The organism is Arenimonas sp. MALMAid1274, assembly GCF_049195245.1.
In the GTDB taxonomy this organism is placed as follows: domain Bacteria; phylum Pseudomonadota; class Gammaproteobacteria; order Xanthomonadales; family Xanthomonadaceae; genus Arenimonas.
The window spans coordinates 1-26,868 of record NZ_JBMIRR010000016.1; the positions used below are offsets into that span (position 1 = coordinate 1).

A 26,868-nucleotide genomic window follows, 5' to 3' on the forward strand; every position below is an offset into this window, starting at 1 on the left:
CGCCGCGTCGATCTGGTCGTACGCCTTGAACTCGCCGCCGAAACGCTCGGCGCCGATCTTCGTCAGCGCCGCCGTCAGCGTGGTCTTGCCATGATCGACGTGACCGATGGTGCCGACGTTCACGTGCGGCTTGGTGCGCTCAAACTTACCCTTAGCCATTGCGAGTTACCCGGTTAGGATTCAAGGTGGATTTCATCCCGGCACCGCGACGCGACCCGGGGTGGATGGTGCTCATGACTGGAATCGAACCAGCGACCTCTTCCTTACCAAGGAAGTGCTCTACCGACTGAGCTACATGAGCGAATCTGGTTTGTTGCGGTGACGCTTCAACTATTCAATGGAGCGGGAGACGGGAATCGAACCCGCATGATCAGCTTGGAAGGCTGAGGTTCTACCATTGAACTACTCCCGCCCTGCGTTGTTTGCCGACTTGGAACCCGGTTCACGCCGCGAAGCTGGTGGAGGGAGGTGGATTCGAACCACCGAAGGCGTGAGCCAGCAGATTTACAGTCTGCCCCCGTTGGCCGCTTGGGTATCCCTCCAGCTAGGGAGCCCGTAATTTTCACGGCCGCGACGGCAAATGTCAACGGCCTTGGCACATTCCCGCCTCCGGTTCAGACGTTGAAGCGGAAATGCAGCACGTCGCCTTCCTGGACCACGTACTCCTTGCCCTCCAGCCGCAGGCGGCCGGCGTCGCGGGCGCCGGACTCGCCGCGGTAGCGGATGAAGTCCTCGAAGGCGATGGTTTCGGCCCGGATGAAGCCCTTTTCGAAGTCGGTATGGATCACGGCGGCGGCCTGGGGCGCGGTGGCGCCCTTGTGGACCTGCCAGGCCCGGACCTCCTTCACGCCTGCGGTGAAGTAGGTCTGCATGCCCAGCAGGGCGTAGCCGGCGCGGATCACGCGGTTCAGGCCCGGCTCGGCCAGGCCCATCTCGGCCAGGAACTCTGCGCGGTCGGCGTCCTCGAGCTGGGACATTTCCTCCTCGATGGCGGCGCTGACCGGCACGACCTGGGCGCCCTCGTCCGCGGCCCGGGCCCGGACCAGGTCCAGCATCGGGTTGTTCTCGAACCCGTCCTCGAGCACGTTGGCCACGTACATCACCGGCTTGAGGGTCATCAGGAACAGGTCGCGGACCACGGCCTTGTCCTCGGCCGACAGCCCCAGGGACCGGGCCGACTTGCCGGCATCGAGGCCGGCGCGCAGGCGCGACAGCACTTCCTTGCGGACGATGGCGTCCTTATTGCCGGTCTTGGCTTCACGTTCGGCGCGGTTGAGCGCTTTTTCGACCGAATCCAGGTCAGCCAGGGCCAGCTCGAGGTCGATGACCTCGATGTCGGCGATCGGGTCCACCTTGCCGGCCACATGGATGATGTCGCTGTGCTCGAAGCAGCGCACCACGTGGGCGATGGCGTCCACCTCGCGGATGTGGGCCAGGAACTTGTTGCCCAGGCCCTCGCCCTTGGACGCACCGGCCACCAGGCCGGCGATGTCCACGAACTCGAACGAGGTCGGGATGATCTTCTGCGGCTTCACGATTTCGGCCAGTTCGGCCAGGCGCGGATCCGGCACCGGCACCACGCCCGTGTTGGGCTCGATGGTGCAGAACGGGAAGTTGGCCGCGGCGATGCCGGCCTTGGTGAGCGCGTTGAAGAGGGTCGACTTGCCGACGTTCGGCAGGCCGACGATGCCGCATTTGATGCCCATGGTGCTTTGCTTCCGGTTCGCGAACTCTCAGGCGGCAGCGGGCACGGGGCCGGCTGGCGACTGAAGGCTCAGGGTTTGGGGGTGTGCAGGCGCTTCATCGCCTCGGGGAATTCGCCGGCCACTGCCAGCGGCAACACGTCCAGCGCGTCGTCGATGGCCCGCAGGATGCTGGCCTCGTCGTCCTTGCCGGGCCGGCCCAGGACCCAGGGCGTGACCTTGTCCTTGTGGCCCGGATGGCCGATGCCGATCCGCAGCCGGTGGAACTTGCCGTGCCCGAGGTGCTGCACGGTGTCGCGCAATCCGTTCTGGCCGCCGTGGCCGCCGTCGAACTTCAGGCGGGCGGTGCCGGGGGACAGGTCGAGCTCGTCGTGCGCCAGCAGCGCCTCGTCCGGCTCGATCTTCCAGTAACGCAGGGCCGCGGCCACCGAACGCCCGGAGGCATTCATGAAGGTCGCAGGCTTGAGCAGCCACACGGTGCGGCCGGCCAGGTCGATGCGGGCGGTTTCACCGAAGAGCTTGGATTCCAGCCCGAAGCGCGCCCCGGCCTTGGCGGCGAGGGCGTCCAGAAACCAGAACCCGGCGTTGTGCCGGGTTCGGGCGTGTTCGGCACCGGGATTTCCCAGGCCGACGATGAGGCGGAGTCCGGCCACGTCGAAGGATCACGGGTCCGCCGCGCCAGCCCGAAGGCCCGCGCGGCGGTCCGGGATTTACTTCTTCTTCGGCGCCGCAGGCGCGGCGGCGTCGGGCTTGGCGACCTTGGCGGCCGGCACTTCAGCCGCGGCAGGCGCCGCTTCTTCCTCGACTTCGACGCGGGCGTGCTTGGCGATGACGATCGCCAGGTCATGCTCCTTGCCGCCGTGGGCCAGCGCCGGCAGCGTGACGCCCTTGGGCAGCACGATATCGGACATGTGCATGATGTCGCCCAGGGCCAGCTTGGCCAGGTCGACCTCGATGAACTCCGGCAGGTCCTTGGGCAGGCAGCTGACTTCGACTTCGTTGAGCTCGTGGGTGACCACGACGCCCGCGGTCTTGCCGGCCGGCGAGGTTTCCTGGTTGATGAAGTGCAGCGGCACCTTGGCGCGCAGGGCTTCGTTCTCGCTCACGCGCAGGAAGTCCAGGTGCAGGATCTGCTGCTTGAACGGATGGCGCTGCATGTCACGCAGCAGCACCTTCTGCACCTTGCCGTCGACGCTCAGGTCGAGGATGGCGGAGTAGAACCACTCGTTCTGGCTGGCGAGCCAGAGGTGGTTGTGTTCGACCTGGACGTTCTGCGGCTCCTGCTTGGCGCCGTAGACGATGGCCGGGACCTGGCCGCTGTGACGGAGGCGGCGGCTCGCACCTTTGCCCTCGACTTTGCGGCTGGTGGCCGTGATGTTGTGGTTGGTAGCCATGTTGGGTGTTGCCTTCTTCAATGGTGATGCGCTTTTGGCGCGTTACGCGTGGCCCGCGACCAGGCCCCGCGTCGTTCCCGGGAGGGAATCGGGGATCGGCACTCGCGAATGCCGATCCCGGATCCCCTGCCCGCCTTGCGTCAGTCCACGTAGAGCGAACTGACCGACTCGCCGAACGCGATGCGGCGGATGGTTTCCGCCAGCAGTTCGGCCACGCTGAGCTGGCGGATGCGCGGGCAGGCCCGGGCAGCTTCCGACAGCGGGATGGTGTCGGTGACCACCAGCTCGTCGAGCTGCGAGTTGGTGACGTTGGCGATCGCCGCGCCCGACAGCACGGGATGCGTGCAGTAGGCCACGACCTTGCGGGCGCCATTGGCCTTCAGGGCCGCCGCGGCGGCGCACAGGGTGCCGGCGGTGTCGATGATGTCGTCCACCAGCACGCAGGTCTTGCCGCTGACGTCGCCGATGATGTTCATCACCGTGGAAACGTTGGCCTTCGGGCGGCGCTTGTCGATGATGGCCAGCTCGGCGTCGTCCAGTCGCTTGGCGACCGCGCGGGCGCGGACCACGCCGCCGACGTCGGGCGAGACCACGATCAGGTTGTCGGTGCCATGGCTGCGCCAGATGTCGGCCAGCAGGATCGGCGAGGCGTAGACGTTGTCCACCGGGATGTCGAAGAAACCCTGGATCTGGTCGGCATGCAGGTCGATGGTGAGCACGCGGTCGGTGCCCACGGCCGAGAACATCTTGGCGACCACCTTGGCGGTGATCGGCACGCGCGCCGAGCGCTGGCGGCGATCCTGGCGGGCGTAGCCGAAATACGGCACCACGGCGGTGACGTTGGCGACCGAGGCGCGCTTGAGCGCGTCGATCAGCACCATCAGCTCCATCAGGTTTTCAGCCGTGGGCGCGCAGGTGGGCTGGATGACGAAAACTTCCTGCCGGCGCACGTTCTCTTCGATCTCGACCTGGCACTCGCCGTCGGAGAACTGCCCCACCAGCGCCTTGCCCAGCGGGATGCCCAGCTGGCGGCAGACCGACAGGGCCAGCGGACGGTTGGCGTTGCCGGTGAAAACGAGCAGGTTCTGCTTGCTCATGGGTTTTGCCTTCCGCGCTGGGGTTGAGGGGAGAAACGGGTGGCGCCGGTGGGATGGCTGGGGCGGTAGGATTCGAACCTACGAAATGCCGGGATCAAAACCCGGTGCCTTAGGCCACTTGGCGACGCCCCACCACTGGATCTGTTGCAACACGCACGAAGCTGCGGCGGGACGGGCCAGCCTCAGCCCGGATGCTGCGCCAGCGCCCGGTGCAGCGGCGACAGCGACACGCCCTCCGCCACCCAGCCGCGAAGGCCCGGAGGCAATCGCGACAGCGCGGCGGCCGCCTGCCCTCGCGTGCCGAAGCGCACGAAGCAGCCGCCGCCCGTCCCGGTCAGGGCCGCCGGACCCAGCTGCGAAAGCGCCTGCAGGGTGGCCTCGACGACCTCCGAACGGCGACGCAGCACGGGCTCGAAGGCATTGCCTGACACGGAGCCGGAAACGTAGCCCGCTATTGTCGCCGGGGGCGCATCCCGGGTCAAATCAGGGGTTTGGAACAATTCCGCGGTGGGCACGCTGACGCCGGAATCGACCAGCAGGTAGGCCGCCTCGGGCAGCTCCATCGGGGTCAGTCGCTCGCCCACGCCCTCGGCCCAGGCACTGCGGCCCCGCACGAACACCGGCACGTCCGCGCCCAGTTTCAGCGCCAGCCCGGCCAGGACGTCCTCGCCCAGACCCAGGCCCCAGAGCCGGTCGAGCGCCACCAGCACCGTCGCGGCATCCGAGGATCCGCCACCAAACCCGCCGCCCAGAGGAATCCGTTTTTCGACGGAGATATCGACGCCTTGAGAGGTGTTGCCTGCTGAAGCCAGCAGCCTGGCGGCCCTCACGACCAGGTCCTGATCCTCCGGCACGGTGTAACCCTGGGCCTGGACCCGGTGCACGCGGCCGTCCGGACGCGGGCGCAGATGCACCGTGTCGCCCCAGTCCAGCAGTTGGAATACCGTCTGCAGGTCGTGGTATCCGTCGGGCCGCCGGCCGAGGATGCGCAGGAAGAGGTTGATCTTGGCCGGCGCCGGCCAGGCGCTCCAGCCCTCGCCCGGCGGGCTCACGGCGCAGGCACCGACCAGGCATCCACCACCAGGCGCAGGCTGGCCTGCTCGCCCTGACGGGCGAACACACGCCGGGGCCGGGCCGGATCGGCGGCATCCCATTCGCGGTACTCCACCACCCAACCTTCCTGGGAAATCAGCGAAGGCAGGCCATCGGGCGAAAAATCGATGTCCGCCGGACCGGGCGCGCGGGCGCCCCGCGCCCACGCCGCGAGCGCAGCCACCGGGATGCGCCAGCCGGTGGCATCGAACAACAGCTGTTCGGCGTCCGGTCCGCGGCGCGTGCCGCCTTCAAGACCCTCGAGCCGCACCTCGCCGCCGGCGCGCGTCAGCACCCAGCTCTTGCGGGTGACGGGCGCCGAGAGCCGGATCTGGAAATCGTCGCCCTGTTGCCGCCACTGGATGCGGCCACTGCCGCCCTCGCCCCCTGCATTCACCGACAGCCGGCCATCCATGGCCCAGTGCGTGATGTCGGCCAGCGCGGCCTCGCGCGCGGACTGGGCGGCCAGGACATCGGTGTCGCCGGTTGGGCGCACGGCCAGGGGTGCGCAGGCGGAAACGACCAGGGCAAGGCAAAGTACGAGCGCGAGGCGGATCATGGCCGGTAGATCTCCTGTACCCGCCGCATCGCGCGGCTGTCGGCGTCGAGCTTGAGCGACTCGTCCCACATGCGGCGCGCCTCATCCTTGCGGCCAAGGCGCCACAGCGCCTCGCCGAGGTGGGCGGCGATTTCCGCGTCCTTCATCGCGTCCCAGGCCTGCTGCAGCAGCACCAGCGCGCGCTCCTCCTGGCCCAACATCAGCTGTACCCAGCCCAGGCTGTCGAGGATCGGTGGGGATTCCGGTTCCAGCGCGAACGCGCGCTGCAGGAACGGCAATGCCTGCGCGTAGGCCCCCTTGCGATCGGCCAGCACGTAGCCATAGGCGTTGAGGGCCTGCGCGTCGCCGGGATTGTCGTCGACGATGCGGCGCAGGTCGGCCAGGGCCGCGTCCACGCGACCGTTGCGCTGGGCCAGCATTGCGCGCGCATACAGCAGCACCGGGTCGTCCTCGAAGATCGCCAGGCCCTGGTCCAGCCGCCCGCGCGCCTCCTCGCTGCGGCCCGCGCCCTCGAGCAGTTCCGACTCCAGCGCGTAGCTGTCGCGGACCCGCTCGCCGTCGGCCGATTCGTCGGCCTGCAATTCATGCAGCAGGTCGAGCGCCGGGGCCAGTTTGGCCTGGCGAGCCATCACCCGCGCGCCGCGCAGCATCGCCAGGTCGCGGCCCTCGCCGCGGTCCACGCTGGCGTACCAGTGTTCGGCCTCGCTCCAGCGCTCCAGCGCTTCGGATACGTGACCGAGCAACAGGCGGCGTCCGGGACCCGGCGCCCCGCCCGCCTGGAGTTCCGCCAGCAGCCGCTCCATCCCGGGACGGTCGTTGGCTGCCACCAGCCAGCTGGCGCGCTGGCCCAGCGTGGATTCGTTCTGCGGTCCTTCGGAAAGCAGGTCGGCGGCAATGCGAAGCTCGCCCAGCCGGGCCATCTCGGCGGCCGCGGTGCGCCGTAGGTCGGGCGAGAGCTCCCCCGATGCACGCAAGGCAAGCAGTTTGGACCGGGCGGCATCCGCTTCCCCCGCCTGGCGCAGCCGCGATACCTCGAGCAAGGCCGCACGCGGGTCGTCCGGGAAGCGCGCCAGGCCCGCCTCGACGATGCGGTCTGAAAACGCACGGTCGCCCAGTCGACGGGCCAGGCCTGCGAACCGCAGCCACTGCGCCAGGCTGTTCGGCAGGCGCGATTGTTCGTACAGCGCGCGCATCACGCTGCGCGCAATCACCGCATCGTCTCCGCGCGCCTCCGACAGCGTCGCCAGCAGCGCGGGGAAACCGGCCTCGCCGGGCATGGCCAGCAGCACCAGCGCCTCCTCCATCGCCGTCTCGTGCTCGCCCTGGCGCAGGGCCAGGTGGATGGTGGCGGCATGCATGGCCAGCGATTCCGGCGCCAGCGTGCGCCAGCGCGCCAGGGCCCGCTCGGCCAGCCGCGCGTCGCCCGACAAAAGCGCGATACGGGCGGCGCGCTCGGCCAGGCCAACATCGTCCGAGACCTGCGCCGCCAGCAGGTAGGAGCGGGCAGCGGCCGCCAGCTCACCCTGCTGCAGCGCAAACTCGCCCGCCATCACGTCGCCGATCGGCGGCGCCACGTCCGCCGCGGCCGGCGCCGCGAGGGCCAGCACCAGCAGGGGAACGATGAGTTTTCGTCGCAGGTTCATGGGGTTTGGCTGGCCAGGGGCTAGAATGCGCGCAGGAATCCACGAGAGAGCCCAGGCCGCGAAAGCTTAGCGCACCCGCGCCGATGCCGGCCCCCGCCCATGCCCCTGCTTGCGCTAGGACTCAACCACCAGACCGCCCCGCTGGCCCTGCGCGAGCGGGTGGCGCTGGACGGTGCGCGGCTGCCCGAGGCCCTCGCGGGCCTGGGTGCGGTGGCCGGCGTGGCTGAAGTGGCGCTGCTTTCCACCTGCAACCGCACCGAGATCTATGCCCAGGTGGACGAAGGGCGGCAGGGCGCGGTGGCCGACTGGCTTGCGCAGTTCCATGGCCTGGCGCCCGAGGCCCTGTCCGACTATCTGTACCGGCATGAGGACGAACACGCGGTGCGCCACCTGTTCCGCGTGGCCACCGGCCTGGACTCGCTGGTGCTGGGCGAGCCGCAGATCCTGGGCCAGGTGAAGGAAGCCTGGCAGGCCGCGCGCAGTCACCACAGCCTGCGCACCCCGCTGGACCGCCTGTTCCAGCAGAGTTTCTCGGTGGCCAAGCGCGTGCGCACCGACACCCGCATCGGTGCCCATCCGGTGTCGGTGGCCTACGCCGCCGTGCGCCTGGCGCGCCAGGTCTTCAGCGAACTCGACCGCGCCACCGTGATGCTGGTCGGCGCCGGCGACACCATCGAACTGGCCGCGCGCCACCTGGTGGACGCCCGCGTGAAGCGCCTGCTGGTGGCCAACCGCACGCTGGAACACGCCCAGGTGCTGGCCAGCCGCCACGGCGGCTATGCCCTGCCCCTGGCCGAACTCGAGCGCCACCTGCCCGAGGCCGACATCGTCATCAGCGCCACTGCCAGCCGCGAACCGGTGCTGCGCCGTGCGGCCGTGCAGGCCGCGCTCAAGGCGCGCCGCCACCGCCCGATGTTCCTCCTGGACCTGGCGGTGCCGCGCGACATCGAGCCCTCCGTGGCCGAACTTTCCGACGTGTACCTGTACACGGTGGACGACCTGGAACAGGTGATCGAGGAAAACCGCGCCTCCCGTCGCGAAGCCGCCGAACAGGCACAGGCGATCATCGACCTGCAGGTGGAGCACTTCATGGCCTGGTGGCGCGCGCAGGGCCGCCAGGATGCGCTGCGATCGCTGCGCAGCCTGGGCGAATCGGCGCGTGAGGAAGCGATGCTGCGCGCGCGCGAGCAGCTGGCCCAGGGCAAGGACCCGAACGAGGTGCTGGCCCAGCTTGCGCACCAGCTCACCAACAAACTGCTTCACGGACCCAGCACTGCCCTGCGCCAGGCCGCGCTGGACGGCGACCTGGACCTGCTGCGCGCGGCCGAGCGCCTGTACGATCACAAAGATGACCCCCAGCCTGCGCCGTAAACTGGAAGTGCTGGCCGAACGCCACGAGGAAGTCGGCCGCTTGCTGGCCGACCCCGGCGTGCTGGCCGACAACGCGCGGTTCCGCAGCCTGTCGCGCGAGTACGCACAGCTCGAACCCGTGGCCACCGGACTGGCCGCCTACGCCCAGGCCCAGCGCGACCTGCAGGCGGCCGAGGCGATGCGTGCCGATCCCGAGCTGCGCTCGCTGGCCGACGAGGAAATCCCCGCGGCGCAGGCCCGGCTGTCGGAACTCGACGCCTCGCTGGCGCTGCTGCTGGTGCCGCGCGATCCGCGCGACGAGGCCAACCTCTTCCTGGAAGTGCGCGCCGGCACTGGCGGCGACGAAGCCGCGCTGTTCGCGGGCGACCTGTTCCGCATGTATGCGCGCTACGCCGAGCGCAAGCGCTGGACCGTGGAAATCGTCTCGGCCAGCGAAGGCGAGCACGGCGGCTACAAGGAAATCGTCGCGCGCATCGAGGGGCGCGGCGCGTATTCGCGGCTGAAGTTCGAATCAGGCACGCACCGCGTGCAGCGCGTGCCCGCCACCGAGTCGCAGGGCCGCATCCACACCTCTGCCGCCACCGTGGCCATCCTGCCCGAGCTGGAGGACATCGACGAGATCGAGGTCCGCGACGCCGACCTGAAGGTGGATACCTTCCGCGCCTCCGGCGCCGGCGGCCAGCACGTCAACAAGACCGACTCGGCGATCCGCATGACCCACCTGCCCACCGGCCTGGTCGTGGAATGCCAGGACGAACGCAGCCAGCACAAGAACCGTGCCCGCGCGCTGTCCCTGCTCAAGGCAAAGTTGCTCGACGCCGAGCGCTCGCGGCAGGCCGCGACCCAGGCACAGGAACGTCGGCTGCAGGTCGGCAGCGGCGACCGCAGCCAGCGCATCCGCACCTACAGCTATCCGCAGGGTCGCATCACCGACCATCGGGTCGAGGGCCTGACCCTGTATGCCCTGCCGCAGGTGCTCGAGGGCGACCTGGACGACCTGGTCGACCGGCTCACCCGCGAGCACCAGGCCGACGAACTCAAGCTGCTGACGGAGGCCGCGTGAGCGCAGCCAGCGATTTCCACCCGCTCAACCTGTGCGTGCTGACGGTGTCCGACAGCCGCACGCCCGACAACGACACGTCGGGCGATTATCTGGTTCAGTCCCTCGAGCAGGCCGGCCATCGGCTGCATGCGCGGGCGATCGTGCCCGACGACAAGTACCGCCTGCGCGCGCTGGTCTCGGCCTGGATCGCCGACGAGGCGGTACACGGCATCCTGGTCACGGGCGGTACCGGCTTCACCGGCCGCGATTCCACGCCCGAGGCGCTGCTGCCGCTGCTGGACAAGACCATGCCGGGCTTCGGCGAGATGTTCCGTGCGCTGAGCTACGAGGAGATCGGCACCAGCACGCTGCAGTCGCGCGCCTTCGCGGGCCTGGCCAACGCTACCTTCCTGTTCGCGCTGCCCGGCTCCACCTCGGCCTGCCGCACCGGCTGGGAGAAGCTGATCCAGGCCCAGCTCGACGCGCGCACCCGCCCATGCAACCTGGCCAACCTGCGCCCCCGCCTGCGCGAATCCTGAGTCACCGCCTCGCCGAGGCCTCACTGCATCCGCTCCCGTCCACGTCCCTCCCTGGCCAAAGGAAAGCTTCCATGGGCAAGCTCAAGCGCAAGGAATACGAAGAAGAACTCGGGAAACTGCAGGTTGAACTCAACCACATGGCCCGCTGGCTGCAGCACGCCGGCAAGCGCCTGGTGGTGGTGTTCGAAGGCCGCGATACCGCGGGCAAGGGCGGCGCCATCAATGCCATCGCCGACTGCCTCAGTCCGCGGCAGTGCCATGTCGCCGCGCTGGCCAAGCCCAGCGAGCGCGAGGCCGGCCAGTGGTACTTCCAGCGCTACGTGGCGCACCTGCCCTCGGCCGGCGAGATCACGCTGTTCGACCGCAGCTGGTACAACCGGGCCGGCGTCGAGAAGGTGATGGGGTTCGCCACGCCGGCGCAGGTGGCCAGCTTCCTCAAGCAGGCGCCGGTGTTCGAACGCCAGCTGGTGGACGACGGCATCCTGCTGTTCAAGTACTGGCTGGCGGTGGACCAGCAGGAGCAGGAAGAGCGCTTCGCCGAGCGCGCCGAAGATCCGGTGAAGCGCTGGAAGCTGTCGCCGATCGACCTCAAGGCGCGCGAGAAGTACGCCGAGTACGGCCGCGCGCGGGACCTGATGTTCAAGGCCACGCACCACCGCTGGGCGCCGTGGCATGTGGTGGACTTCAACGACCAGAAGGTGGGCCGGCTCAACCTGATCCGGCACCTGCTGGATGCGCTGCCCGACCAGAAGGTGCCCGAGTCGACCTTCAGCTTTCCGCCGCTGGGCACCAAGCCGGGCAAGGAGCGCTACACCGGCCCGGTGAAGCCGATCAAGGGCCGCTACTGATCAGCCCGCGTCGGTGATTGCCTGGGCCAGGTCGGCCGAGGTCACCGGGCCAAGGAACTTCTTCGCCACCCGGCCATCGGGGGCGATGAGGTAGGTCAGCGGCAGCCCGCGCGGCGTTTCGAAATCGGCGGGCGGATCGTAGGGATCCAGCAGCGCGATCGGATACGACGCCGGGTGACGGGTCAGAAAGGCGCGCATGTCTTCGGGCGTGATCTCTTCGTAGGCCAGGCCGATAACGCGCACATCGTCGCGCGCCTGGTCGAAGGCCGACAGGTCGGGGATTTCCTTCAGGCAGGGCTTGCACCAGGTGGCCCAGAAGTTCACGACCACCCACTGCCCGCGCTCGGCCGCCAGGTCGAAGGCGCCGTGGTCGAGCGTCTGTACCTGCAGCGCCGGATGCGTGGGAGCGTCGGCCTTTGCAGACTCTGCGGTGGCCGGCGCAGGCTCGGCGGAAGGATCCGCGGCGGGCGAATTGTCCGCCGCGATCGACGGGGCCGGCTCGGTGGCCTGGGCCGCTTCGACGTCAGGGGACGATGCCGGCTGGCACGCGGCCAGCATCAGCAGCGTCAGCGCGGAAACAAGAACGCGGGGCAAGGAAGTCATGGCGGGGCATTGTCCGGACTACGCGTGAAGAAACTGCCGATGCTGCGCGCCAGCGGCAGCTGCAGCGGCTGGCGCAGGTGCTCCAGCGCGCGCGTGGCGCAACGCCCCATCGGATCGTCAAAGCCGGGCAGCCCGGCCGTGGGTCCCGGAATGCGCAGGGACAGGCCCTCGTGCAGCTCGCCCAGGGTCACCGTGTCCAGGTCGCGACTGAGCAGCCAGCCGCCGTCTTCGGCGCGGCGCACGATGTTGAGGCTGGTCAGCCCGGAAAGCATTCGCTGCAGCAGGTCATCGGTCAGCATCGGCTCGCGGTCCTGGATCTGCACCAGGTGCAGGCCCTGGCCCTCGCGGCGGGCCTCGTTGAGTCGGCCCAGCAGGCGCAGGTAGCCGTAGAGCTCCATGCCGGCCGGCAGCTGCAGCGCCCGCGGCTGGTAGCGGAACGAGGACAGCGACGCGGCGAAGGACGCGCCCAGCAGCACCACCACCCAGCTCAGGTACAGCCAGATCATGAAAATGGGCACCACCGCGAGCGCGCCATAGACCTGGTCGTACGAGGGCACACCCAGCAGGTAGGCCGCGAAGCCGCGCTTGGCCAGCTCGAACAGCAGGGTGGCGAACAGCCCGCCCGCCAGCGCGAACCGGAACGGCACGCTGCGGTGCGGGATCAGCCAATACGCCAGGGTGAACACCACCACTTCCACCACATTGGGCAGATAGCCCAGCAGCCGCTGGCTCCAGTCCATCTGTTCGACGCCCGATAGCGCCGGCAGCGAAAACAGGTAGGACGTGGTGGCCAGGCTGGCCACCGCCATCAGGCTGCCCAGGGTCAGCAGCGTCCAGTAGACCAGGAAGCGCACCAGGCGCGGACGCGGCGTCGGCACCCGCCAGACGCGGTTGAAGGTGGCCTCGATGCTCCACATCGTCAGCAACAGCGACACCAGCAGGGCGCCGACGCCGGTAAAGGTCAGCTTGCGCGTGCTGATGGCGAACTCGCGAAGGTGGTCTTCCACCACTCGCGCGGAGCTGGGCACGAAGTTGGAGAACACGAAGTTGGTGAGCTGCGCGCTCCACTGGTCGAACACCGGGAAGGCCGACAGGATGCCGAACACCACCATGCTCAGCGGCGCCAGCGCGAACAGCGTGGTGTAGGCCAGCGCGCCGGCGGTTTCGAAGCAGCGGTCGTCCAGGAACCGCGTCCACAGGAAGTGGGCGAAGGACTGGACTCGCTCGCGGTCGATGCGATCCAGCCAGCGGCGCAGGGAGGCGACAGGACTCATGCTGGCGATGGTAACAAAGCCTGCCCGCCGGCCCGAGCGTGATCGGGCGCACAGACCTGGCGCGCCGATTTCGAGCATGATGCACGGCTGGCAAGGCCGGCCCGGATGCCTGCCTGCGTTGGCCTTACCAGACCCCACGGAGCCTTTCCCCTTGTTCGTGCTCGCCGAACGCATCAAGCAGTCCAGGAAGGACGCCAAGCTCTCGCAGGCCGGCCTAGCCGAAACGCTGGGGCTGGACCGCAGCGCGGTTGCCCAGTGGGAGCGCAACACGCCTTCCAGCCCTACCGTGGGCCACCTGATCGCCATTGCCCGGGTCACCGGCGTGGCCTTCGAGTGGCTGGCCACCGGGCGGGGTCCTCGCCGTATCGGCGGCGACGGAGAACAGCCGCCCGCCATCGTGATGGACTACGTCGCCCAATGCGAAAGCGAGGAGCGCCTGCTGGTCGCGTTCCGGTCGCTCGACGCGATGCGCCAGGCCAAGGTGCTGGCCCGCGTGGAAAAGGAAGCCAGCGCCAGCTGAGCCGGCGCGGACCCTCGGGCCGTGCAGCGGGCGGCGACGACGAGTCTGGTAGGCTTTCGGCCCGGCAAGACGCCGAGCCAGGACGCGCCCCATGCCCGAGATTCTCATCCTCTACTACAGCCGTGGCGGCTCGGTCGCGCAGCTGGCGCGCCAGATCGCGCGCGGGGTCGAGGAAGTGCCCGGCATGCAGGCGCGGCTGCGCAGCGTGCCGCCGGTGGCGCCGGTCACCGCCACCGCCGCGGCCCCGGTCCCCGAAGACGGCGCGCCTTACGTGGACCGCCGGGACCTTGAGGAATGCGTCGGCCTGGCGCTGGGCAGCCCCACCCGCTTTGGCAACATGGCCGCGCCGCTGAAGCACTTCATTGATGGGCTGGGCGCAGAGTGGGCATCCGGCACGCTGGTCGGCAAGCCGGCCGCGGTGTTCACGTCCACCGCCACGATGCACGGTGGGCAGGAGTCCACACTGCTGACCATGATGCTGCCGCTCTTGCACCACGGCATGGTGGTGCTGGGCATTCCCTTCACCGAGGCCGCGCTGAGCAGCACGCGCACCGGCGGCACGCCCTACGGCGCCAGCCACGTGTCGGGTGCCGACAACGATCCCCAGCCCAGTGACGACGAGAAAACCCTGGCGCGCGCGCTGGGGCGCCGGCTGGCGGACACGGCGCGGAAGCTTCTGGCATGACCAGCGCCGGCCGCGTGACCGCTCTGGCCATACTGGCCCTGTTTGCGCTGCAAATTGTCTGGCACGGCTGGCTGGCGCCGCCGGTACACGCCGCGCCCTGGGTGATGGCGCTTCTGTTCGCGCTGCCGATCCTTCCAGCGCTCGGGCTGCTGCTGGCCGGCCATCGACGCGCGGGATTCTGGGGCGCATTCGCCGCCCTGCTCTATTTCAGCCATGGCGTCATGGCCGCCTGGGTATCGCCGGACGTGCGCAACCTGGCCCTGGGCCAGGCACTGGTCTCGGCGGTGCTGGTGGTGGCCGCCAGCTGGGACGGGCTGCAGGCCCGGTTTCGCCGGCGACGCGCGCCACCGGACGTATAATCGGCGCCGGACCCGCATCGCGACAGGACGACCGCCATGGATGAGCTGCTGATCGTCACCACCGGGGGCACCATCGACAAGGTGTACTTCGACGACAAGTCCGACTACCAGGTCGGCGACCCGCAGATCGGCCGGATCCTGCAGGAACTGGGCGTGGCCTTCCGCTTCAGCGTGATCCCCATCATCCGCAAGGACAGCCTGCACATCACTGCCGAGGACCGCGAACTGCTGCGGGCCACCATCGCCGCGCAGCCGGCGCGGCACGTGCTGGTGACGCACGGCACCGACACCATGGTGGATACCGCACGCGTGCTGGCGCAGGTGGAGGGCAAGACCATCGTGCTCACCGGCGCCCTGAATCCCGCCGGCTTCCGCGGCTCGGATGCCGAATTCAACATCGGCACCGCGGTGGGTGCGGTGCAGTCGCAGCCGCCCGGCGTGTACATCGCGATGAACGGGCGCATCTGGGATCCGCTGAAGGTGCGCAAGAACGTCGCTGCCAACCGGTTCGAACCGGCTGCCTGACGGTGTCCCGCCTCGCCGCCGCGCTGGTCGGCTGTATCGCGCTTTCCGGCGCATCGGCGCAGCCGGCCCCGGAGGCGCTGCCGCCCGGCCTGGCCGGCCTGCTCACGCCGGTGCCGGCCGCGGGATCCGACACCTGCGGGCAGCCAGATCCCGCGAGGCGTGACGCCTTGTACTCGCAGCCGCGGGCCGAGGGTGCGCCCGTGGGCCACCTGCGCTTCGGCCGCAGCCGCAAGGGTGGCGAGGATTGCGAACTCGCGACGCCCTGGTTCGAGCCGCCATCGGGCGAAGCGATGCCGCTGTCACCGGCGCCTGAAAGCAGCTACGAAACCGCGGCGGTGGTCGTGCTGGAAGATCGCGGCCACTGGTACCGGATTGCAGTGCCTGGAGGATCCGCATGGCTGCTGGCTCCGCCGGGCGACTTCCGCCACGACCCCTACCCCGCACTGCTGGTGGAACGCCTGGCCTACGCCACGGACGCCTTCGATCGGCAACTTTGCGGGCGTCCCGAAGTCCAGTCCTGCCGCGAAATCCAGATTGACCCTGAAGCACCGCTGCGCGTGCTGGACATCCGGGCGACCAGCGACACGGCCTGGCTGCAGGTGGAGTTTACCCATGCGCCCTGCGATGGCTCGGCGGATGCGGTGCTGCACCGCGGCTGGATCCGGGCGCATGGCCGGCAGGGACGCCCCGCGGCCTGGTTCCATTCCCGCGGCTGCTGAAACCGCCGCGTGCCTCAGTAATCGCCCGGATTGGCGCTGAACAGGACCGGCACCAGGATCGTCGCGCTGCCGCCCGACAGCAGGTCCACCGAAAGGGACACCGTGCCCGCGCCCGCCGTTCCGCCCGAGGCCGGGCAAGCCGACCCGGCGGTGGCCGTGCACGTCCAGGGCGCCGACAGCGTGACGCCTGCGGGCAGGTTGTCCACCACGCTGGCACCGTTGGCGATGCCAGGCCCCGCGTTGCTCACCACCAGCGTGTAGGTCGCGCCGGCGCCGGGCTGGTAGGTGCCACTCGCATCGGACTTGGTCACCGACAGCGAGGGGTTGAGGCGCGAGTTGGTGAGCGTGCAGGTGATCGCATCGCCCGCCAGCGGCGTCAGCGGGAAACTGGTGCCGGCGCCCGAGGGCAGCACCGTTGTCGCTCCGGTGCGCGAGTTGCTGCAGGCAATGCTGCCGCCATAGCTGGTCAAGGGCGAGGGGCTGCCCGCCGCCATGGTTTCCGAGAGCGTGTAGGCCGCACCCGGCGTGGCGGAGGCCACCGTGACCGTGCCGCCGCTAATCGTTGCACCGGTGCCGCTGGTGGTGGCCGTGCCGCCGCCCGGTCCCGCCACGCTCATCACGAACTGGTCGCTGTTGCTGAAGCGTGCCCCCGACAGCGCCTTGGACAGCACGATGCTGGCGGCACGGCGGGTGTTGGTGATGGTGCAGGTCAGGATGTCGCCCGCGGCCTGGGGCACGCCCCAGGTTGGCGCCGTGCCGGTGACGGTGACCGCAGCGGGCGCCCCTGCACGTGCATTGCTGCAGCTGATGGTGGACGTGTACTGGTTGATCACCGAAGGACTGCCGGCGGCCATCGCATCGGTGACGCTGTAGGTGCCGGTCAGCGAAGGCAGGGTGACCGCACCGGTGCTGGCGCTGGTGCCCGCCCCGCTGGTGGTGGCGCTGCCCAGCACCGTTGACGGCGACTGCAACACGCTGACCGTGAACTGGTCGGCGGCGTTGGCGCGCGAAGCCACCGATTTGTTGAGCGTCAGCGTGGCCGGACGCGCGCTGTTGGTGATGGTGCACGTGACCTGGTCATTGGTGGCCGGCGTGAACGTCCAACTGGCGGTTGCGGATACACCGCTGGGCAGCACCGTGGCCGAACCGCCCGCGGCATTGCTGCAGCTGATGCTGGCATCGAACTGGTTGATCGCATGGCTGCTGCCCGCCTCGATCACCTCCGACAGCGTGACCGCGACCGCCGGCGTCACCAGCTGCACGCCCGTGGTGGCCGTGCCGTTGGTGGTGCCGCTGCCCTGCCCCGTGCTGGCCGTGGCGATCGTATTGGTGCTTTGCTGGATGCTGACGGTGAAACCGCTGGTGCCGCCGACCGGACGTGACGCCACCGACTTGATCAGCGTCACGCGCGCCACGGTATCGGTGATGGTCAGCGTGCTGGTGGTCTGCGCGGCACCGCCGCAGGTGGCGATGCTCGAGCGCAGGTAGGGCGGCGGCGAACCGGCCGGGGCCGGCAGGCTGAAGAGGATGGTTTCGTTGGCCTCGGGCGTCGCGTCGCTGACCAGGGTGACGGGCAGCACGAACTCGCTGGCCGCACTGGCGCCGTCGTAGACACCGGCCGGGACGGCAATCGTCAGGGTCGTGCTGTTGGCGGGCGTGGTGTAGTCGGTGCCCAGGGTGGCGGTGCCGCCCGTGATGGTCACGGTGACGTTCATGCCGCCGGTGGGCACCGTGCCCGAGACCCGGATGCGCGGGATGTTGGCGTTGCTGCCCGCCGTGCTCTCGGCCTTGCTGTAGGCCGGCGCGACGAACTCCACGAAGGGCCGCAGGCTGATCTGGATGTCGTCGAGGAAGTTGCCGACGGTATTGCTGCCGCTGCCGGTGGAAATCGCCTGGAAGCCCAGGTTGGTGGTGCCCGTGGCGCCGGTGTAGGTAAAGGCGCCGGTGTAGTCGCGCCAGCCGTTGGGGCCGGCCGCAGATGCGGCGGTACCCAGGCTGGTGCTGATCACGCCGCCGGTGCCATTGCTGGTCGTTCCCACACGGACGATGGGCGAGGCGCCGACCAGGTACTCCATCACGTCCTGCACCGTGGCGCTGCCGCGGCCGCGGTGGCTGAACACCCAGTTCACCTGTTCGCCATTGACCAGGCAGACGCTCTGCGACAGGCGCGACACGGCCTCGGCATTGAGCTCCACCAGCTGCGTGCCCGAGCGGGCCGGCGTGGCGTTGAAACTGTTGGCCCAGAATTCCATGGCCGCGCCGGTGGCCGGCGCGCCGGGAATGTTGACGCCATTGCAGGTGGTGGTGGCGGTATTGATCACCGGATGGTCGGTGGTCCAGCCGGGCACCACGGTTTCGCTGATGGTGCGGAAACAGCTGGCGGTGCCCAGCGCCGGCTGCTCGAAGCTGAGGTTGATCAGCGTGCGCTGCACCTGCGCCTGGGCGGCCGGGGCGAGCACAAGCAGCGCCCCCAGGATGCCGGCGGCGGCGATGCGGCCGCCGAGCTCCCTTCCCCGCATCTCAGTAGGTGCCCGTGACATTGAGGAACCAGCCCTTCTGGTCGTAATCGAGCACGGTCAGGTTGTCGCTGAAGCTGGTGAAGTTGTAGCCCACGCCCAGGCGGAAGTTGTCGCCCAGGTGCCGGTCCACACCCACCAGCCAGCCGGCGCGCTCGCTGTCGTTCTCGTCCACGCGCAGCCAGCGGTACTCTGCCAGCGCGTCCCACTTGGAGTGCAGGTTGTAGCGGGTCTGCACCGCGGCGAAATCGGCCGTGGTGTCGAACCAGGGACCGACGGCGCGGGCCAGGCGGGCCTCGCCGGCGCGATGCGCGACCTTGCCGGCCAGCTCCCAGTGCTTGTCCAGGCGGTAGATGCCCTCCAGCGACAGGATGTTGGAGCGCTGGTCGTAGTCGGCCAGCGTGTCCTGGCCCAGGCTGCTGAGGTCGTAGAGGTAGTTGAACTTGCCCAGCAGCGCCAGCCGGTCGTTGGAGGCCGGACGGTAGGCGAAGCCCAGGCTGCCCTCGACGAACTTGGCGTTTGCAATCGGATCGAACGCGTCCTCGGTGTCGCCGTAGTTGAAGCGTGCGGCGACGCGCCAGTCCTCGTTCACCCGCCAGGCCAGGCGGTTGGTGGTGACCCACTGCGTGCGCTCTTCGAAGCCGGTGTCCTCGCGGTACTCCAGCTTGCTGTTCCAGGTCACGTCCTGGTCGGTGCGGCCGGCGCTGACGCTGATGGCGCGGCGGTCCACGCGGCCCAGCGACGACTCCAGTTCGCCTTTCTGCAGGGTGAAACCCAGGGTCCAGCCCAGGCCCGGGAAGAAATCCATGCCGTAGGTGTGGGCGATGCCGCTTTCCGAACGCGACTTGAGGAACTGGCTTTCATTGAACAGGTTCACCTGGTCCGACACGCGCCAGCGCTGGCCCAGCGTCAGGCCGGTGGGCGAGTTGCCGTAGAGCGGGTCGCCGGCGGTGGTGTCGGTGGAATGGGTGTAGCTGCCGTAGAGCGCATGCAGGTCGCTGAGGCGGTACTCGGCGTTGACGCTGGCGGAATCGCCGCGCTGTCCCGAAGTCACTTCCGCGCCGATGGACGAGAGGTTGGCAAAGTTGTACTTGCCGCCCAGGGTCACGGCGTCGTTGTCCTCGTAGCTGCCGCCGTCGTCGTCCAGCGTGACCTGGCCGATGCCGTACAGGTCCAGCGCCTGGCCAACGCGATGGCTGTAGCGCACCGCCGCCAGCGTGCCCGTGGCCGAGACGCCGGCGCGGGTTTCGGTGACGCCACGCAGCTCGCCGGTGAGCTGGTTGAACTCCGACAGACGCCACTCGGCCATGATCTGCGCCTGCTCGATGCCGTCGCTGCCGCGACGGGCGTCGCTGTAGCGGCCGGTCAGGCGCAGGTCGTCGGTGACCTGGCCGGCGAATTCGGCGCCGTGTTCCTCGATGGGCAGGCCCACGTCCTGGCGCGCCACGGAGAAGCCGGGGTCGATGTCGCGCCACCAGGCGCCCAGGGTCCATTCGCGCGTGGTGATGCCACGCTCGAGCAGGTTCACGCGCGCTTCGATGCTGCGCGCATCACCCTCGCGCGCGCCGCCGACCGGGTTGAGCCGGGTGAAGCTCAGGCCGCCGTTGTCGGAGAAGAACACCGGCGCACTGGTGGCTTCGCTGCTGGCCTGTTCGAACTTGATGTAGGTGCCGCGGCCCGCCTGCAGGGTCAGGTCCACCGCCGCCAGCGAGTAGTCCTCGCCCGCGCGCTGCTCGTCCACGTAGGTGCCGCCGATGGCGACGTGTTCGCCCAGCCAGGTGCGGCCGCTGAAGCCGGCCGTGGTCTGGTCCGCGCTGAAGCCGACGGGGATGTACTCGTAGTCCACCAGCAGGCGGTTCTCGAAGCCGTCCAGAGGCGCATCGCGGATGATCGTCGGCAGGTTGTCGCGCACGATCTGCGCCAGCGGGCGCGTCAGCAGCATGCGGCCCTGCAGCTCGTCGATCTCGTAGTCCACGTCGCGAACCAGGTCCACGCGCGTCTCGACGCGGCCGGTCAGCGGATCGCGCACTTCCAACACGACGTTGTCCGAGCCGGGCAGCACGTCGGTGTGGCGCAGGTAGTACAGGCTGCCGCCGGTGCCCAGGAACTCGCTGTGGCCGGGTGCGCTCTGGGCCTCGGAGCCGAACGCACGCACGCTGTGGCGTGCCTCGCCCAGCTGCGTGCTGGCGCGGCTGCGCCACGAGATCGCACCGCCGTAAAGGCTGCGCAGGTACTGGCCGTATTCGGTGCCGGTCAGGCCTGTCTCGAAATTGCCCCACAGCGCCTGGCTCTTGTCCCAGTCCACGCGCACGTACAGGCGGCCCTGGGTATCGACGTCGCGGTAGGTGGTGGAGTCGTCGCCGTACACGGGGTAGTACTGGTCCGGGTCCAGGCGGCGGAACACGTCGCGCGCATCGGGATCGAGGAACCCGTCGAACAGCTCGCTGACCTCGTTCTCGCGGGTGTCGGCCTGGGCGGTGATCAGGTATTTGCCCTGCACCTTGCCCTTGAGGTACATCGCCAGCCGGCCTTCGGTGATCACGTCGTCGAAACGGTCGTCCACGCCCACCGGCACCACGGCGCCGCTGATGCTGTTGTCGGACACGGTCACGTCGGCCAGCGCCACCATGAACAGGTAGCGGCCGGTCACTTCCACGTCCAGCGTGCGTTGCGTGGTCTGGCCGCTGTCGCCGACCTCGATGTCGAAGCTGTGCTTGCCCACCGGCAGCAGGAACTCGGCCGCGAACTTGCGGTCCAGGTCCACCGGATAGGCGCGGCCGTCGATCTTCAGGATCTGGCCGGCCGGAATGTCCTGGCCGACGATGCGCACGCGGGAACCGTAGATCGGGATGTTCTGCTGGCGCAGGTTGCCCTGCCCCAGCACCGCCTCGGTGAGCTGGCGCTGCTGGATCTGCTCGGCGTCCATGCCGCCGAAGCGGGCATCGGCCTGGCTGCGCAGCGCCTGCTGGCTGCGCTTTACGTCTTCCGGACGCACCAGCGTCAGGCGGTTGGGATAGGTCTCGTCCACGCTGCCGTCGGCGGCGATGGCACGCAGCACGTACTGCAGCTCGTCGCCCTCGCGCAGGCGCAGGTCGGAGGGCACGTCGCCATTCCACTCCACCTCGCCCACCGCGGACGCCGGCAGTTCCAGCGTGGCGATCGGCGACACCAGGTCGACGTCGTTGCCGCGGTAGATGCGCAGCTCGTGCTTCTGGGCGAAGTCGGCATAGTTGCTGTAGCTCATGAAGCGCACCGGCTTGCTGATGCGCCCGCCGCTGAACTCGACCAGCGGGCTGGCCTGCACGTTGAGGTTGGGCGCCGCCAGCTGGGGATCCTCGGTGGCCCACAGTACGCCGCCACCCGGCAGGTCCACCGCGAACCGGCCCCGGACCTCGGTGCGAGCCGCAGAGCGACGTTCGACGTCCACGCGCCGGTCGGACTGCAGCTGGTCGGCGTCGCCGGGCCGGGATTCGGCTTCGCCGCGGCTGCGGACGCGCAGCACGGCACCATCGCCGTCGCTGCAGCCGCTGGCGTCGCAGTTCAGGCTGACCGGGGGCGTCGCCGCCTCCTGGGCCCAGGCGCCGGCCGTCATCGTGCCCAGCAGGCCGATGAGGGTGTAGTCCAACAACTTCATGCGCGTCTTCACGACTCGGCTATTCCTGTTCACTGGCCCGCTCCCGGCGCGGCGGCGCCTTCCGTCTCGACCCGAAGCCGGGCGCGTTGCTCTGGTGTCAATCGGGCCTCGATGGCCTGGCGCACCGCGTTCGCACGGCGCAGGGCCAGGGCCTGGTTGTAGGCGGCATCGCCGCGCACGTCGGCGTGGCCGACGAGCACGATCTCGCTGCAGCCGCAGGTGGCGTCGGCCACCGCGCGGGCAATTGAGTCCAGCAGGCCTTCGTTGCCGGCGCGCAGCGCGTCGCTGTCGGTATCGAACAGCACGCTGGCGACGGTGATCTCCTCGCCCACCGACAGCAGGCGGCCCTTGCCGGGCTCGACCACGTCGATGCGCAGGGAGGCCGACCGCTCGCTGCCCAGCTCGGCCAGCAGCGACTCGCGCACCTGCACCGCACGGTCCAGGGCCAGCGCCTGGTCACCGGATACGGTCTCGATGCTCACTTCGCCACCGTCGTGTTCGCGCACCTGGGCCGCCATCTGCTTGATCACGTCGAGGTACTGCGGACGGATCTCGCGGCTGCCGGGCGCGAACACCACCGAGCCCAGGTCGAGCTCGACGATGCGCCTGGCCTGCGGCGAGGCCGGCATGCGCACACCGAAGTCGAAGCGGGTCGGGATGGCCGGCGTGATGCGGCGCAGCAGCGGGTTGGCGGTGGTGAACTCGGCGCCTTCCGGCAGCGTGCTCTTGTCCACCTTGACCACGAAGTTCTGGCCGCGCATCTGGTTGGAAACCACCAGACCCTCGATGTGGAAGCGGCCCTCGGCATCGGTTTCCGTCACCAGGCCTTCCACGGTCGCCAGGCGCACGCCCGGGATGCCGCGCTCGCCCTCGTCCTGCCAGCCGTCGCCGTTGCGGTCGTCGAACACCTTGCCCCAGATGCGGGTCTGCTCGAAGTCCGGGTCGCCGCCAGCGCCGGCCACGACTGCCGCCGCCGCCGTGTTGCTGACCGCGACGCCGCCCTGGTAGACCGTGGCTTCGTTGATGTATTCGCCCGGCACCAGGCCCGCACCCACGCGCAGCAGGTAGCGGATGGTCGCGGTGCCGCCGACCGGGATGTCGATGCCCGAGAACGTGATCGGACCGGTGCCGCTGGTCACGGCCGCATTGTCGGTATCGATCACCGTGACGCTGCCCGGCACGAAGGCGAAGCCCGAGGGCGGCACGTCCACCACGTCCGCGGCGATCACCGGCAACTGGCCGATGTTGGTCACGGTCAGGGTGTACTGCACCAGCGAGCCCGGGTTCACTTCACGCGTGGCCACGTCCTTCTGCAGGCGCAGCTTGCCGGCCACCGGGGTCACGTTGATGGTGACCACGGCGTTGTCGCAGTCGCCGTCGGCGTCGCAGACCTGGTACGGGAAGGTGTCGGTGCCGATGAAGCCCGGGTTCGGCGTGTAGGTGAAGCTGCCGTCCGGGTTCATCACCACAGTGCCGTTGGCCGGCTGCGACACCAGGGTGAAGGTGCTGCTGATGTTGCCCGGCGTGTCGTTGCCCGACACGTTGCCCGGGATCGGCGCATCCTCGCGGCCGCTGAAGGCGTCGTCCACCGCGATCGGCGCGATGTCGCCCGCCACGACCGTGACGGTGACGACCGCGTCGTCGCAGTTGGCCGGGTTGAGGATCTCGCAGATACGGTAGTTCACGGTGTAGGTGCCAGCCGCGATGCCCGGCGCCACCGTGACCTGGCCGGTAGCCGGGTCGAGGGTGACATTCGGGTTGCTGGTCGACAGCGCGGTGATGGTGACCGTGCCCAGCGTCGCCGGCACGCCGTTGAGCGTGTCGTTCACCAGGACATTGGCCACCGCCACGCCGCCCACGCCGCCATCGGGCACGGTGCCGGCGTCGTCCACCGCATCGATCGGCGCCGCATTGACCGTGATGGTCACCGTGGCCGTGTCGCAGTTGGACGGGTTGAGCACCTCGCAGATCGTGTAGTCCACGGTGTAGGTGCCAGCCGGAGTGTTCGGCGCGACATCCACCGAGCCGTCGGCGTTGACCGTCAGCGGGCCGTTGCTGGCCGGCGTCAGCACCACGTTGGCCGGAACCACGGCAGCACCGTTGAGCGTGTCGTTGGTGAACACGTTAAGCACCGCGATGGCGCCCGGGGTGCCGTTGACCGGACCGCCGATGTCATCGACGGCGTCGATGGCCGCTGCGCCGACCGTGACGGTCACGATCGCGTTGTCGCAGTTGGCCGGGTTCAGCACCTCGCAGATGCGGTACTCGAGCGTGTAGGTACCCGCCGCCGTACCGGGCGCAACGATGACCTGGCCGGTGGCCGGGTCGAGCGTCACGTTCGGGTTGGAGGTGGCGACCTGGGCCAGGGTGACGCTGCCCGGCGCGATGGGCTGGCCGTTGAGCGTGTCATTGACCAGCACGTTGGGGACCGCGATGCCGCCGGTGGCGCCGCTGGCCACCGCGCCGGCGTCGTTGACGGCGTCGATGGTCGCTGCCTCCACGATGACCGTCACGGTCGCCGTGTCGCAGTTGGCCGGGTTCAGGACCTCGCAGATCGTGTAGTCAACGGTATAGGTACCCGCCGGCGTACCGGCGGCCACGTCCACCGAGCCATCGGCGTTCACGGTCAGCGGACCGTTCGTGACCGGAGCAAGGGTGACGTTGGCCGGGACCACCGCGGCACCGTTGAGCGTGTCGTTACCGGACACGTTCACGACGCTGGTGTTGGCGGTGAAGCCGTTGACCGGGCCGGCGCTGTCGTTGACGGCGTCGATGGTCGCTGCCGCCACGATGACCGTCACGGTCGCCGTGTCGCAGTTGGCCGGGTTCAGCACTTCGCAGATCGTGTAGTCGATCGTGTAGGTGCCCGCGGCCGTGCCAGCGGCCACGTCGACGCTACCGTCGGCGTTGACCGTCAGCGGACCGTTGGTGACCGGCGCCAGGGTGACGTTGGCCGGGATCACCGCAGCGCCGTTGAGCGTGTCGTTGCCGAACACGTTCACGACGTTGGTGTTGGCGATGAAGCCGTTGACCGGGCCGGCGCTGTCGTTGACGGCGTCGATGGTCGCTGCCTCCACGATGACCGTCACTGTCGCCGTATCGCAGTTAGCCGGGTTGAGGACCTCACAGATCGTGTAGTCGATCGTGTAGGTGCCCGCGGCCGTGCCAGCGGCCACGTCCACCGAGCCATCGGCGTTCACGGTCAGCGGACCGTTGGTGACCGGCGCCAGGGTGACACTGGCCGGGACCACTGCAGCGCCGTTGAGCGTGTCGTTGCCGAACACGTTCACGACGTTGGTGTTGGCGATGAAGCCGTTGACCGGACCGGCGCTGTCGTTGACCGCGTCGATGGTCGCTGCTTCGACGATGACCGTCACGGTCGACGTGTCGCAGTTGGCCGGGTTCAGCACTTCACAGATCGTGTAGTCGATCGTGTAGGTACCGGCGGCCGTGCCGGCGGCCACGTCGACGCTACCGTCGGCATTGACGGTCAGCGGACCGTTCGTGACGGGGACCAGGGTGATATTGGCCGGGACCACAGCGGCACCGTTGAGCGTGTCGTTGCCGAACACGTTCACGACATTCACGTTGGCCACGAAGCCATTGACCGGACCGGCGCTGTCATTGACCGCGTCGATGGTGGCGGCTTCCACGATGACCGTCACGGTCGCCGTGTCGCAGTTCGCCGGGTTCAGAACCTCGCAGATCGTGTAGTCGACCGTGTAGGTCCCCGCCGGAGTATTGGCCGCCACGTCCACCGAGCCATCGGCGTTCACGGTCAGCGGACCGTTGGTGACCGGCGCCAGAGTGACATTGGCCGGGACCACTGCAGCGCCGTTGAGCGTGTCGTTGCCAAACACGTTCACGACGTTCACGTTGGCCACGAAACCATTGACCGGGCCGGCGCTGTCGTTGACGGCATCGATGGTCGCTGCCTCCACGATGACCGTCACGGTCGCCGTGTCGCAGTTCGCCGGGTTCAGCACCTCACATATCGTGTAGTCGACCGTATAGGTGCCGGCGGCTGTGCCGGCCGCCACGTCGACGCTGCCGTCGGCATTGACGGTCAGCGGACCGTTGGTAACCGGTGCCAGGGTGACATTGGCCGGAACCACCGCAGCGCCGTTGAGCGTGTCGTTGCCGAACACGTTCACGACGTTCACGTTGGCCACGAAGCCATTGACCGGACCGGCGCTGTCGTTGACCGCGTCGATGGTCGCCGCTTCGACCGTCACGGTGACCGTGGCGGTGTCGCAGTTGGTCGGATTGAGAACTTCGCAGATTTCGTAGTCGACGGTGTAGGTACCGGCCGGGGTATTGGCCGCCACGTCCACCGAGCCGTCGGCATTGACCGTCAGCGGACCGTTCGTGACCGGGACCAAGGTGATGGCGGCCGGATTCACGGCCGCGCCGTTGAGCAGGTCATTGCCCAGGACGTTGACGACGTTGGTGTTGGCCACAAAGCCATTGACTGGACCCGCGCTGTCGTTGACGGCGTCGATGACGCCCTCTTCGACCGTGACCGTGACAGTCGCCGTGTCGCAGTTGGTCGGATTGAGGACTTCGCAGATCTCGTAGTCGACGGTGTACGTGCCCGCCGGGGTATTCGGCGCGACGTCAACGCTTCCGTCGGCGTTGACCGTCAGCGGACCGTTCGTCACCGGGACCAAGTTGATGGCGGCCGGGTTCACGGGCGCGCCATTGAGCTGGTCATTGGCCAGGACGTTGACGACGTTCGTACCGCC

The 26,868-nt window shown here is 69.0% G+C and carries 22 protein-coding genes and 4 tRNA genes; 9 read left to right on the forward strand and 17 right to left on the reverse strand.

The features are described 5' to 3' along the window. The 12 genes from ACOQFR_RS00145 to ACOQFR_RS00200 all read right to left on the reverse strand — a co-directional run. On the reverse strand, nt 1-159 hold a 159-nt coding region (locus tag ACOQFR_RS00145), incomplete at its 3' end, for a GTP-binding protein (RefSeq protein WP_233263181.1). A gap of 66 nt (nt 160-225) precedes the next feature. Beyond that, a tRNA-Thr gene (locus ACOQFR_RS00150) sits at nt 226-301 on the reverse strand. Nucleotides 302-338: 37 nt separating this feature from the next. Then, nucleotides 339-412, reverse strand: a tRNA-Gly gene (locus ACOQFR_RS00155). Between the two features lie 44 nt (nt 413-456). Further along, nucleotides 457-542 (reverse strand) — tRNA-Tyr (locus ACOQFR_RS00160). Nucleotides 543-614: 72 nt separating this feature from the next. After that, nucleotides 615-1,706 (reverse strand): redox-regulated ATPase YchF, encoded by a 1,092-nt coding sequence (gene ychF, locus ACOQFR_RS00165; protein WP_421377410.1) that lies wholly within the window; start codon nt 1,704-1,706, stop codon nt 615-617. Nucleotides 1,707-1,774: 68 nt separating this feature from the next. Continuing rightward, the gene (gene pth, locus ACOQFR_RS00170) at nt 1,775-2,356 is read right to left on the reverse strand and encodes an aminoacyl-tRNA hydrolase (RefSeq protein ID WP_421377412.1); all 582 of its coding nucleotides are present in this window, start codon (nt 2,354-2,356) and stop codon (nt 1,775-1,777) included. Nucleotides 2,357-2,413: 57 nt separating this feature from the next. Further along, entirely contained in the window at nt 2,414-3,097 is a 684-nt protein-coding gene (locus tag ACOQFR_RS00175) for a 50S ribosomal protein L25/general stress protein Ctc (RefSeq protein WP_421377414.1), read from the reverse strand. A gap of 140 nt (nt 3,098-3,237) precedes the next feature. Then, nucleotides 3,238-4,194, reverse strand: a complete 957-nt coding sequence (locus tag ACOQFR_RS00180; protein WP_421377416.1) for a ribose-phosphate diphosphokinase — start codon at nt 4,192-4,194, stop codon at nt 3,238-3,240. Nucleotides 4,195-4,248: 54 nt separating this feature from the next. Beyond that, nucleotides 4,249-4,326 (reverse strand) — tRNA-Gln (locus ACOQFR_RS00185). A 50-nt stretch (nt 4,327-4,376) separates the two neighbouring features. Further along, nucleotides 4,377-5,246 carry a 4-(cytidine 5'-diphospho)-2-C-methyl-D-erythritol kinase gene (ispE, locus tag ACOQFR_RS00190; protein ID WP_421377417.1) on the reverse strand — a complete coding sequence of 290 codons (870 nt, stop codon included), beginning with the start codon at nt 5,244-5,246 and terminating at the stop codon, nt 4,377-4,379. After that, entirely contained in the window at nt 5,243-5,845 is a 603-nt protein-coding gene (gene lolB / locus ACOQFR_RS00195; RefSeq protein WP_421377419.1) for a lipoprotein insertase outer membrane protein LolB, read from the reverse strand. Before lolB ends, ispE begins: the two co-directional genes overlap by 4 nt. Beyond that, nucleotides 5,842-7,488, reverse strand: coding sequence for a tetratricopeptide repeat protein (locus ACOQFR_RS00200; protein ID WP_421377420.1), 1,647 nt, complete (start codon nt 7,486-7,488; stop codon nt 5,842-5,844). Before ACOQFR_RS00200 ends, lolB begins: the two co-directional genes overlap by 4 nt. A 99-nt stretch (nt 7,489-7,587) precedes the next feature. Between ACOQFR_RS00200 and hemA the strand changes: the two genes are divergently transcribed. From hemA to ppk2, 4 genes are all read left to right on the forward strand, one after another. Then, nucleotides 7,588-8,859: a glutamyl-tRNA reductase gene (gene hemA / locus ACOQFR_RS00205; protein WP_421377422.1), complete on the forward strand. Its 1,272-nt coding sequence runs from the start codon at nt 7,588-7,590 to the stop codon at nt 8,857-8,859. Next, nucleotides 8,837-9,922: a peptide chain release factor 1 gene (gene prfA, locus ACOQFR_RS00210; protein ID WP_421377424.1), complete on the forward strand. Its 1,086-nt coding sequence runs from the start codon at nt 8,837-8,839 to the stop codon at nt 9,920-9,922. The genes hemA and prfA overlap by 23 nt, the downstream gene beginning before the upstream one ends. Then, nucleotides 9,919-10,440, forward strand: a complete 522-nt coding sequence (moaB, locus tag ACOQFR_RS00215) for a molybdenum cofactor biosynthesis protein B (protein ID WP_421377426.1) — start codon at nt 9,919-9,921, stop codon at nt 10,438-10,440. Before prfA ends, moaB begins: the two co-directional genes overlap by 4 nt. Before the next feature lie 71 nt (nt 10,441-10,511). After that, a complete protein-coding gene (gene ppk2, locus ACOQFR_RS00220) occupies nt 10,512-11,288 on the forward strand; it encodes a polyphosphate kinase 2 (RefSeq protein ID WP_421377428.1) in 777 nt (258 codons plus the stop codon). On the opposite strand, the gene ACOQFR_RS00225 is transcribed toward ppk2, so the two are convergent. Together ACOQFR_RS00225 and ACOQFR_RS00230 are read right to left on the reverse strand one after the other, a co-directional pair. Further along, nucleotides 11,289-11,891, reverse strand: coding sequence for a redoxin family protein (locus ACOQFR_RS00225; protein WP_421377430.1), 603 nt, complete (start codon nt 11,889-11,891; stop codon nt 11,289-11,291). It abuts the gene before it with no gap. Further along, nucleotides 11,888-13,165 (reverse strand): YihY family inner membrane protein, encoded by a 1,278-nt coding sequence (locus ACOQFR_RS00230; RefSeq protein WP_421377432.1) that lies wholly within the window; start codon nt 13,163-13,165, stop codon nt 11,888-11,890. Before ACOQFR_RS00230 ends, ACOQFR_RS00225 begins: the two co-directional genes overlap by 4 nt. 157 nt (nt 13,166-13,322) lie before the next feature. Between ACOQFR_RS00230 and ACOQFR_RS00235 the strand changes: the two genes are divergently transcribed. The 5 genes from ACOQFR_RS00235 (at nt 13,323) to ACOQFR_RS00255 (ending at nt 15,973) form a co-directional block, all read left to right on the forward strand. Beyond that, on the forward strand, nt 13,323-13,685 hold the full coding sequence (locus ACOQFR_RS00235) for a helix-turn-helix domain-containing protein (protein WP_421377446.1): 363 nt from the start codon (nt 13,323-13,325) through the stop codon (nt 13,683-13,685). A gap of 91 nt (nt 13,686-13,776) precedes the next feature. After that, nucleotides 13,777-14,370, forward strand: coding sequence for an NAD(P)H:quinone oxidoreductase (wrbA, locus tag ACOQFR_RS00240; RefSeq protein ID WP_421377433.1), 594 nt, complete (start codon nt 13,777-13,779; stop codon nt 14,368-14,370). Further along, complete coding sequence (locus ACOQFR_RS00245) at nt 14,367-14,729, forward strand: DUF2069 domain-containing protein (protein WP_421377435.1); 363 nt, start codon at nt 14,367-14,369, stop codon at nt 14,727-14,729. Before wrbA ends, ACOQFR_RS00245 begins: the two co-directional genes overlap by 4 nt. A 36-nt stretch (nt 14,730-14,765) precedes the next feature. Then, nucleotides 14,766-15,254 (forward strand): asparaginase domain-containing protein, encoded by a 489-nt coding sequence (locus ACOQFR_RS00250; RefSeq protein ID WP_421377437.1) that lies wholly within the window; start codon nt 14,766-14,768, stop codon nt 15,252-15,254. 2 nt (nt 15,255-15,256) lie between these two features. Further along, on the forward strand, nt 15,257-15,973 hold the full coding sequence (locus tag ACOQFR_RS00255) for a hypothetical protein (protein ID WP_421377438.1): 717 nt from the start codon (nt 15,257-15,259) through the stop codon (nt 15,971-15,973). 14 nt (nt 15,974-15,987) lie between these two features. Here ACOQFR_RS00255 and ACOQFR_RS00260 read toward each other — a convergent pair whose 3' ends face one another. The 3 genes from ACOQFR_RS00260 to ACOQFR_RS00270 form a co-directional block, all read right to left on the reverse strand. Then, a complete protein-coding gene (locus ACOQFR_RS00260; RefSeq protein WP_421377440.1) occupies nt 15,988-18,492 on the reverse strand; it encodes a hypothetical protein in 2,505 nt (834 codons plus the stop codon). 1 nt (nt 18,493) lies between these two features. After that, the gene (locus ACOQFR_RS00265) at nt 18,494-22,123 is read right to left on the reverse strand and encodes a hypothetical protein (protein WP_421377442.1); all 3,630 of its coding nucleotides are present in this window, start codon (nt 22,121-22,123) and stop codon (nt 18,494-18,496) included. A 29-nt stretch (nt 22,124-22,152) separates the two neighbouring features. Then, nucleotides 22,153-26,868, reverse strand: a 4,716-nt coding sequence (locus tag ACOQFR_RS00270; protein WP_421377444.1) for an Ig-like domain-containing protein, incomplete at its 5' end; no start/stop codon positions are given.

Excerpts from the sequence above, each read along its gene's own strand:
- ychF (WP_421377410.1), bottom strand. The coding sequence starts at position 1,706 with ATGGGCATCAAATGCGGCATCGTCGGCCTGCCGAACGTCGGCAAGTCG.
- ACOQFR_RS00175 (WP_421377414.1), bottom strand. The coding sequence starts at position 3,097 with ATGGCTACCAACCACAACATCACGGCCACCAGCCGCAAAGTCGAGGGC.
- ACOQFR_RS00180 (WP_421377416.1), bottom strand. The coding sequence starts at position 4,194 with ATGAGCAAGCAGAACCTGCTCGTTTTCACCGGCAACGCCAACCGTCCG.
- lolB (WP_421377419.1), bottom strand. The coding sequence starts at position 5,845 with ATGATCCGCCTCGCGCTCGTACTTTGCCTTGCCCTGGTCGTTTCCGCC.
- ACOQFR_RS00200 (WP_421377420.1), bottom strand. The coding sequence starts at position 7,488 with ATGAACCTGCGACGAAAACTCATCGTTCCCCTGCTGGTGCTGGCCCTC.
- hemA (WP_421377422.1), top strand. The coding sequence starts at position 7,588 with ATGCCCCTGCTTGCGCTAGGACTCAACCACCAGACCGCCCCGCTGGCC.
- prfA (WP_421377424.1), top strand. The coding sequence starts at position 8,837 with ATGACCCCCAGCCTGCGCCGTAAACTGGAAGTGCTGGCCGAACGCCAC.
- ppk2 (WP_421377428.1), top strand. The coding sequence starts at position 10,512 with ATGGGCAAGCTCAAGCGCAAGGAATACGAAGAAGAACTCGGGAAACTG.
- ACOQFR_RS00225 (WP_421377430.1), bottom strand. The coding sequence starts at position 11,891 with ATGACTTCCTTGCCCCGCGTTCTTGTTTCCGCGCTGACGCTGCTGATG.
- ACOQFR_RS00230 (WP_421377432.1), bottom strand. The coding sequence starts at position 13,165 with ATGAGTCCTGTCGCCTCCCTGCGCCGCTGGCTGGATCGCATCGACCGC.
- wrbA (WP_421377433.1), top strand. The coding sequence starts at position 13,777 with ATGCCCGAGATTCTCATCCTCTACTACAGCCGTGGCGGCTCGGTCGCG.
- ACOQFR_RS00245 (WP_421377435.1), top strand. The coding sequence starts at position 14,367 with ATGACCAGCGCCGGCCGCGTGACCGCTCTGGCCATACTGGCCCTGTTT.
- ACOQFR_RS00250 (WP_421377437.1), top strand. The coding sequence starts at position 14,766 with ATGGATGAGCTGCTGATCGTCACCACCGGGGGCACCATCGACAAGGTG.
- ACOQFR_RS00260 (WP_421377440.1), bottom strand. The coding sequence starts at position 18,492 with ATGCGGGGAAGGGAGCTCGGCGGCCGCATCGCCGCCGCCGGCATCCTG.
- ACOQFR_RS00265 (WP_421377442.1), bottom strand. The coding sequence starts at position 22,123 with ATGAAGTTGTTGGACTACACCCTCATCGGCCTGCTGGGCACGATGACG.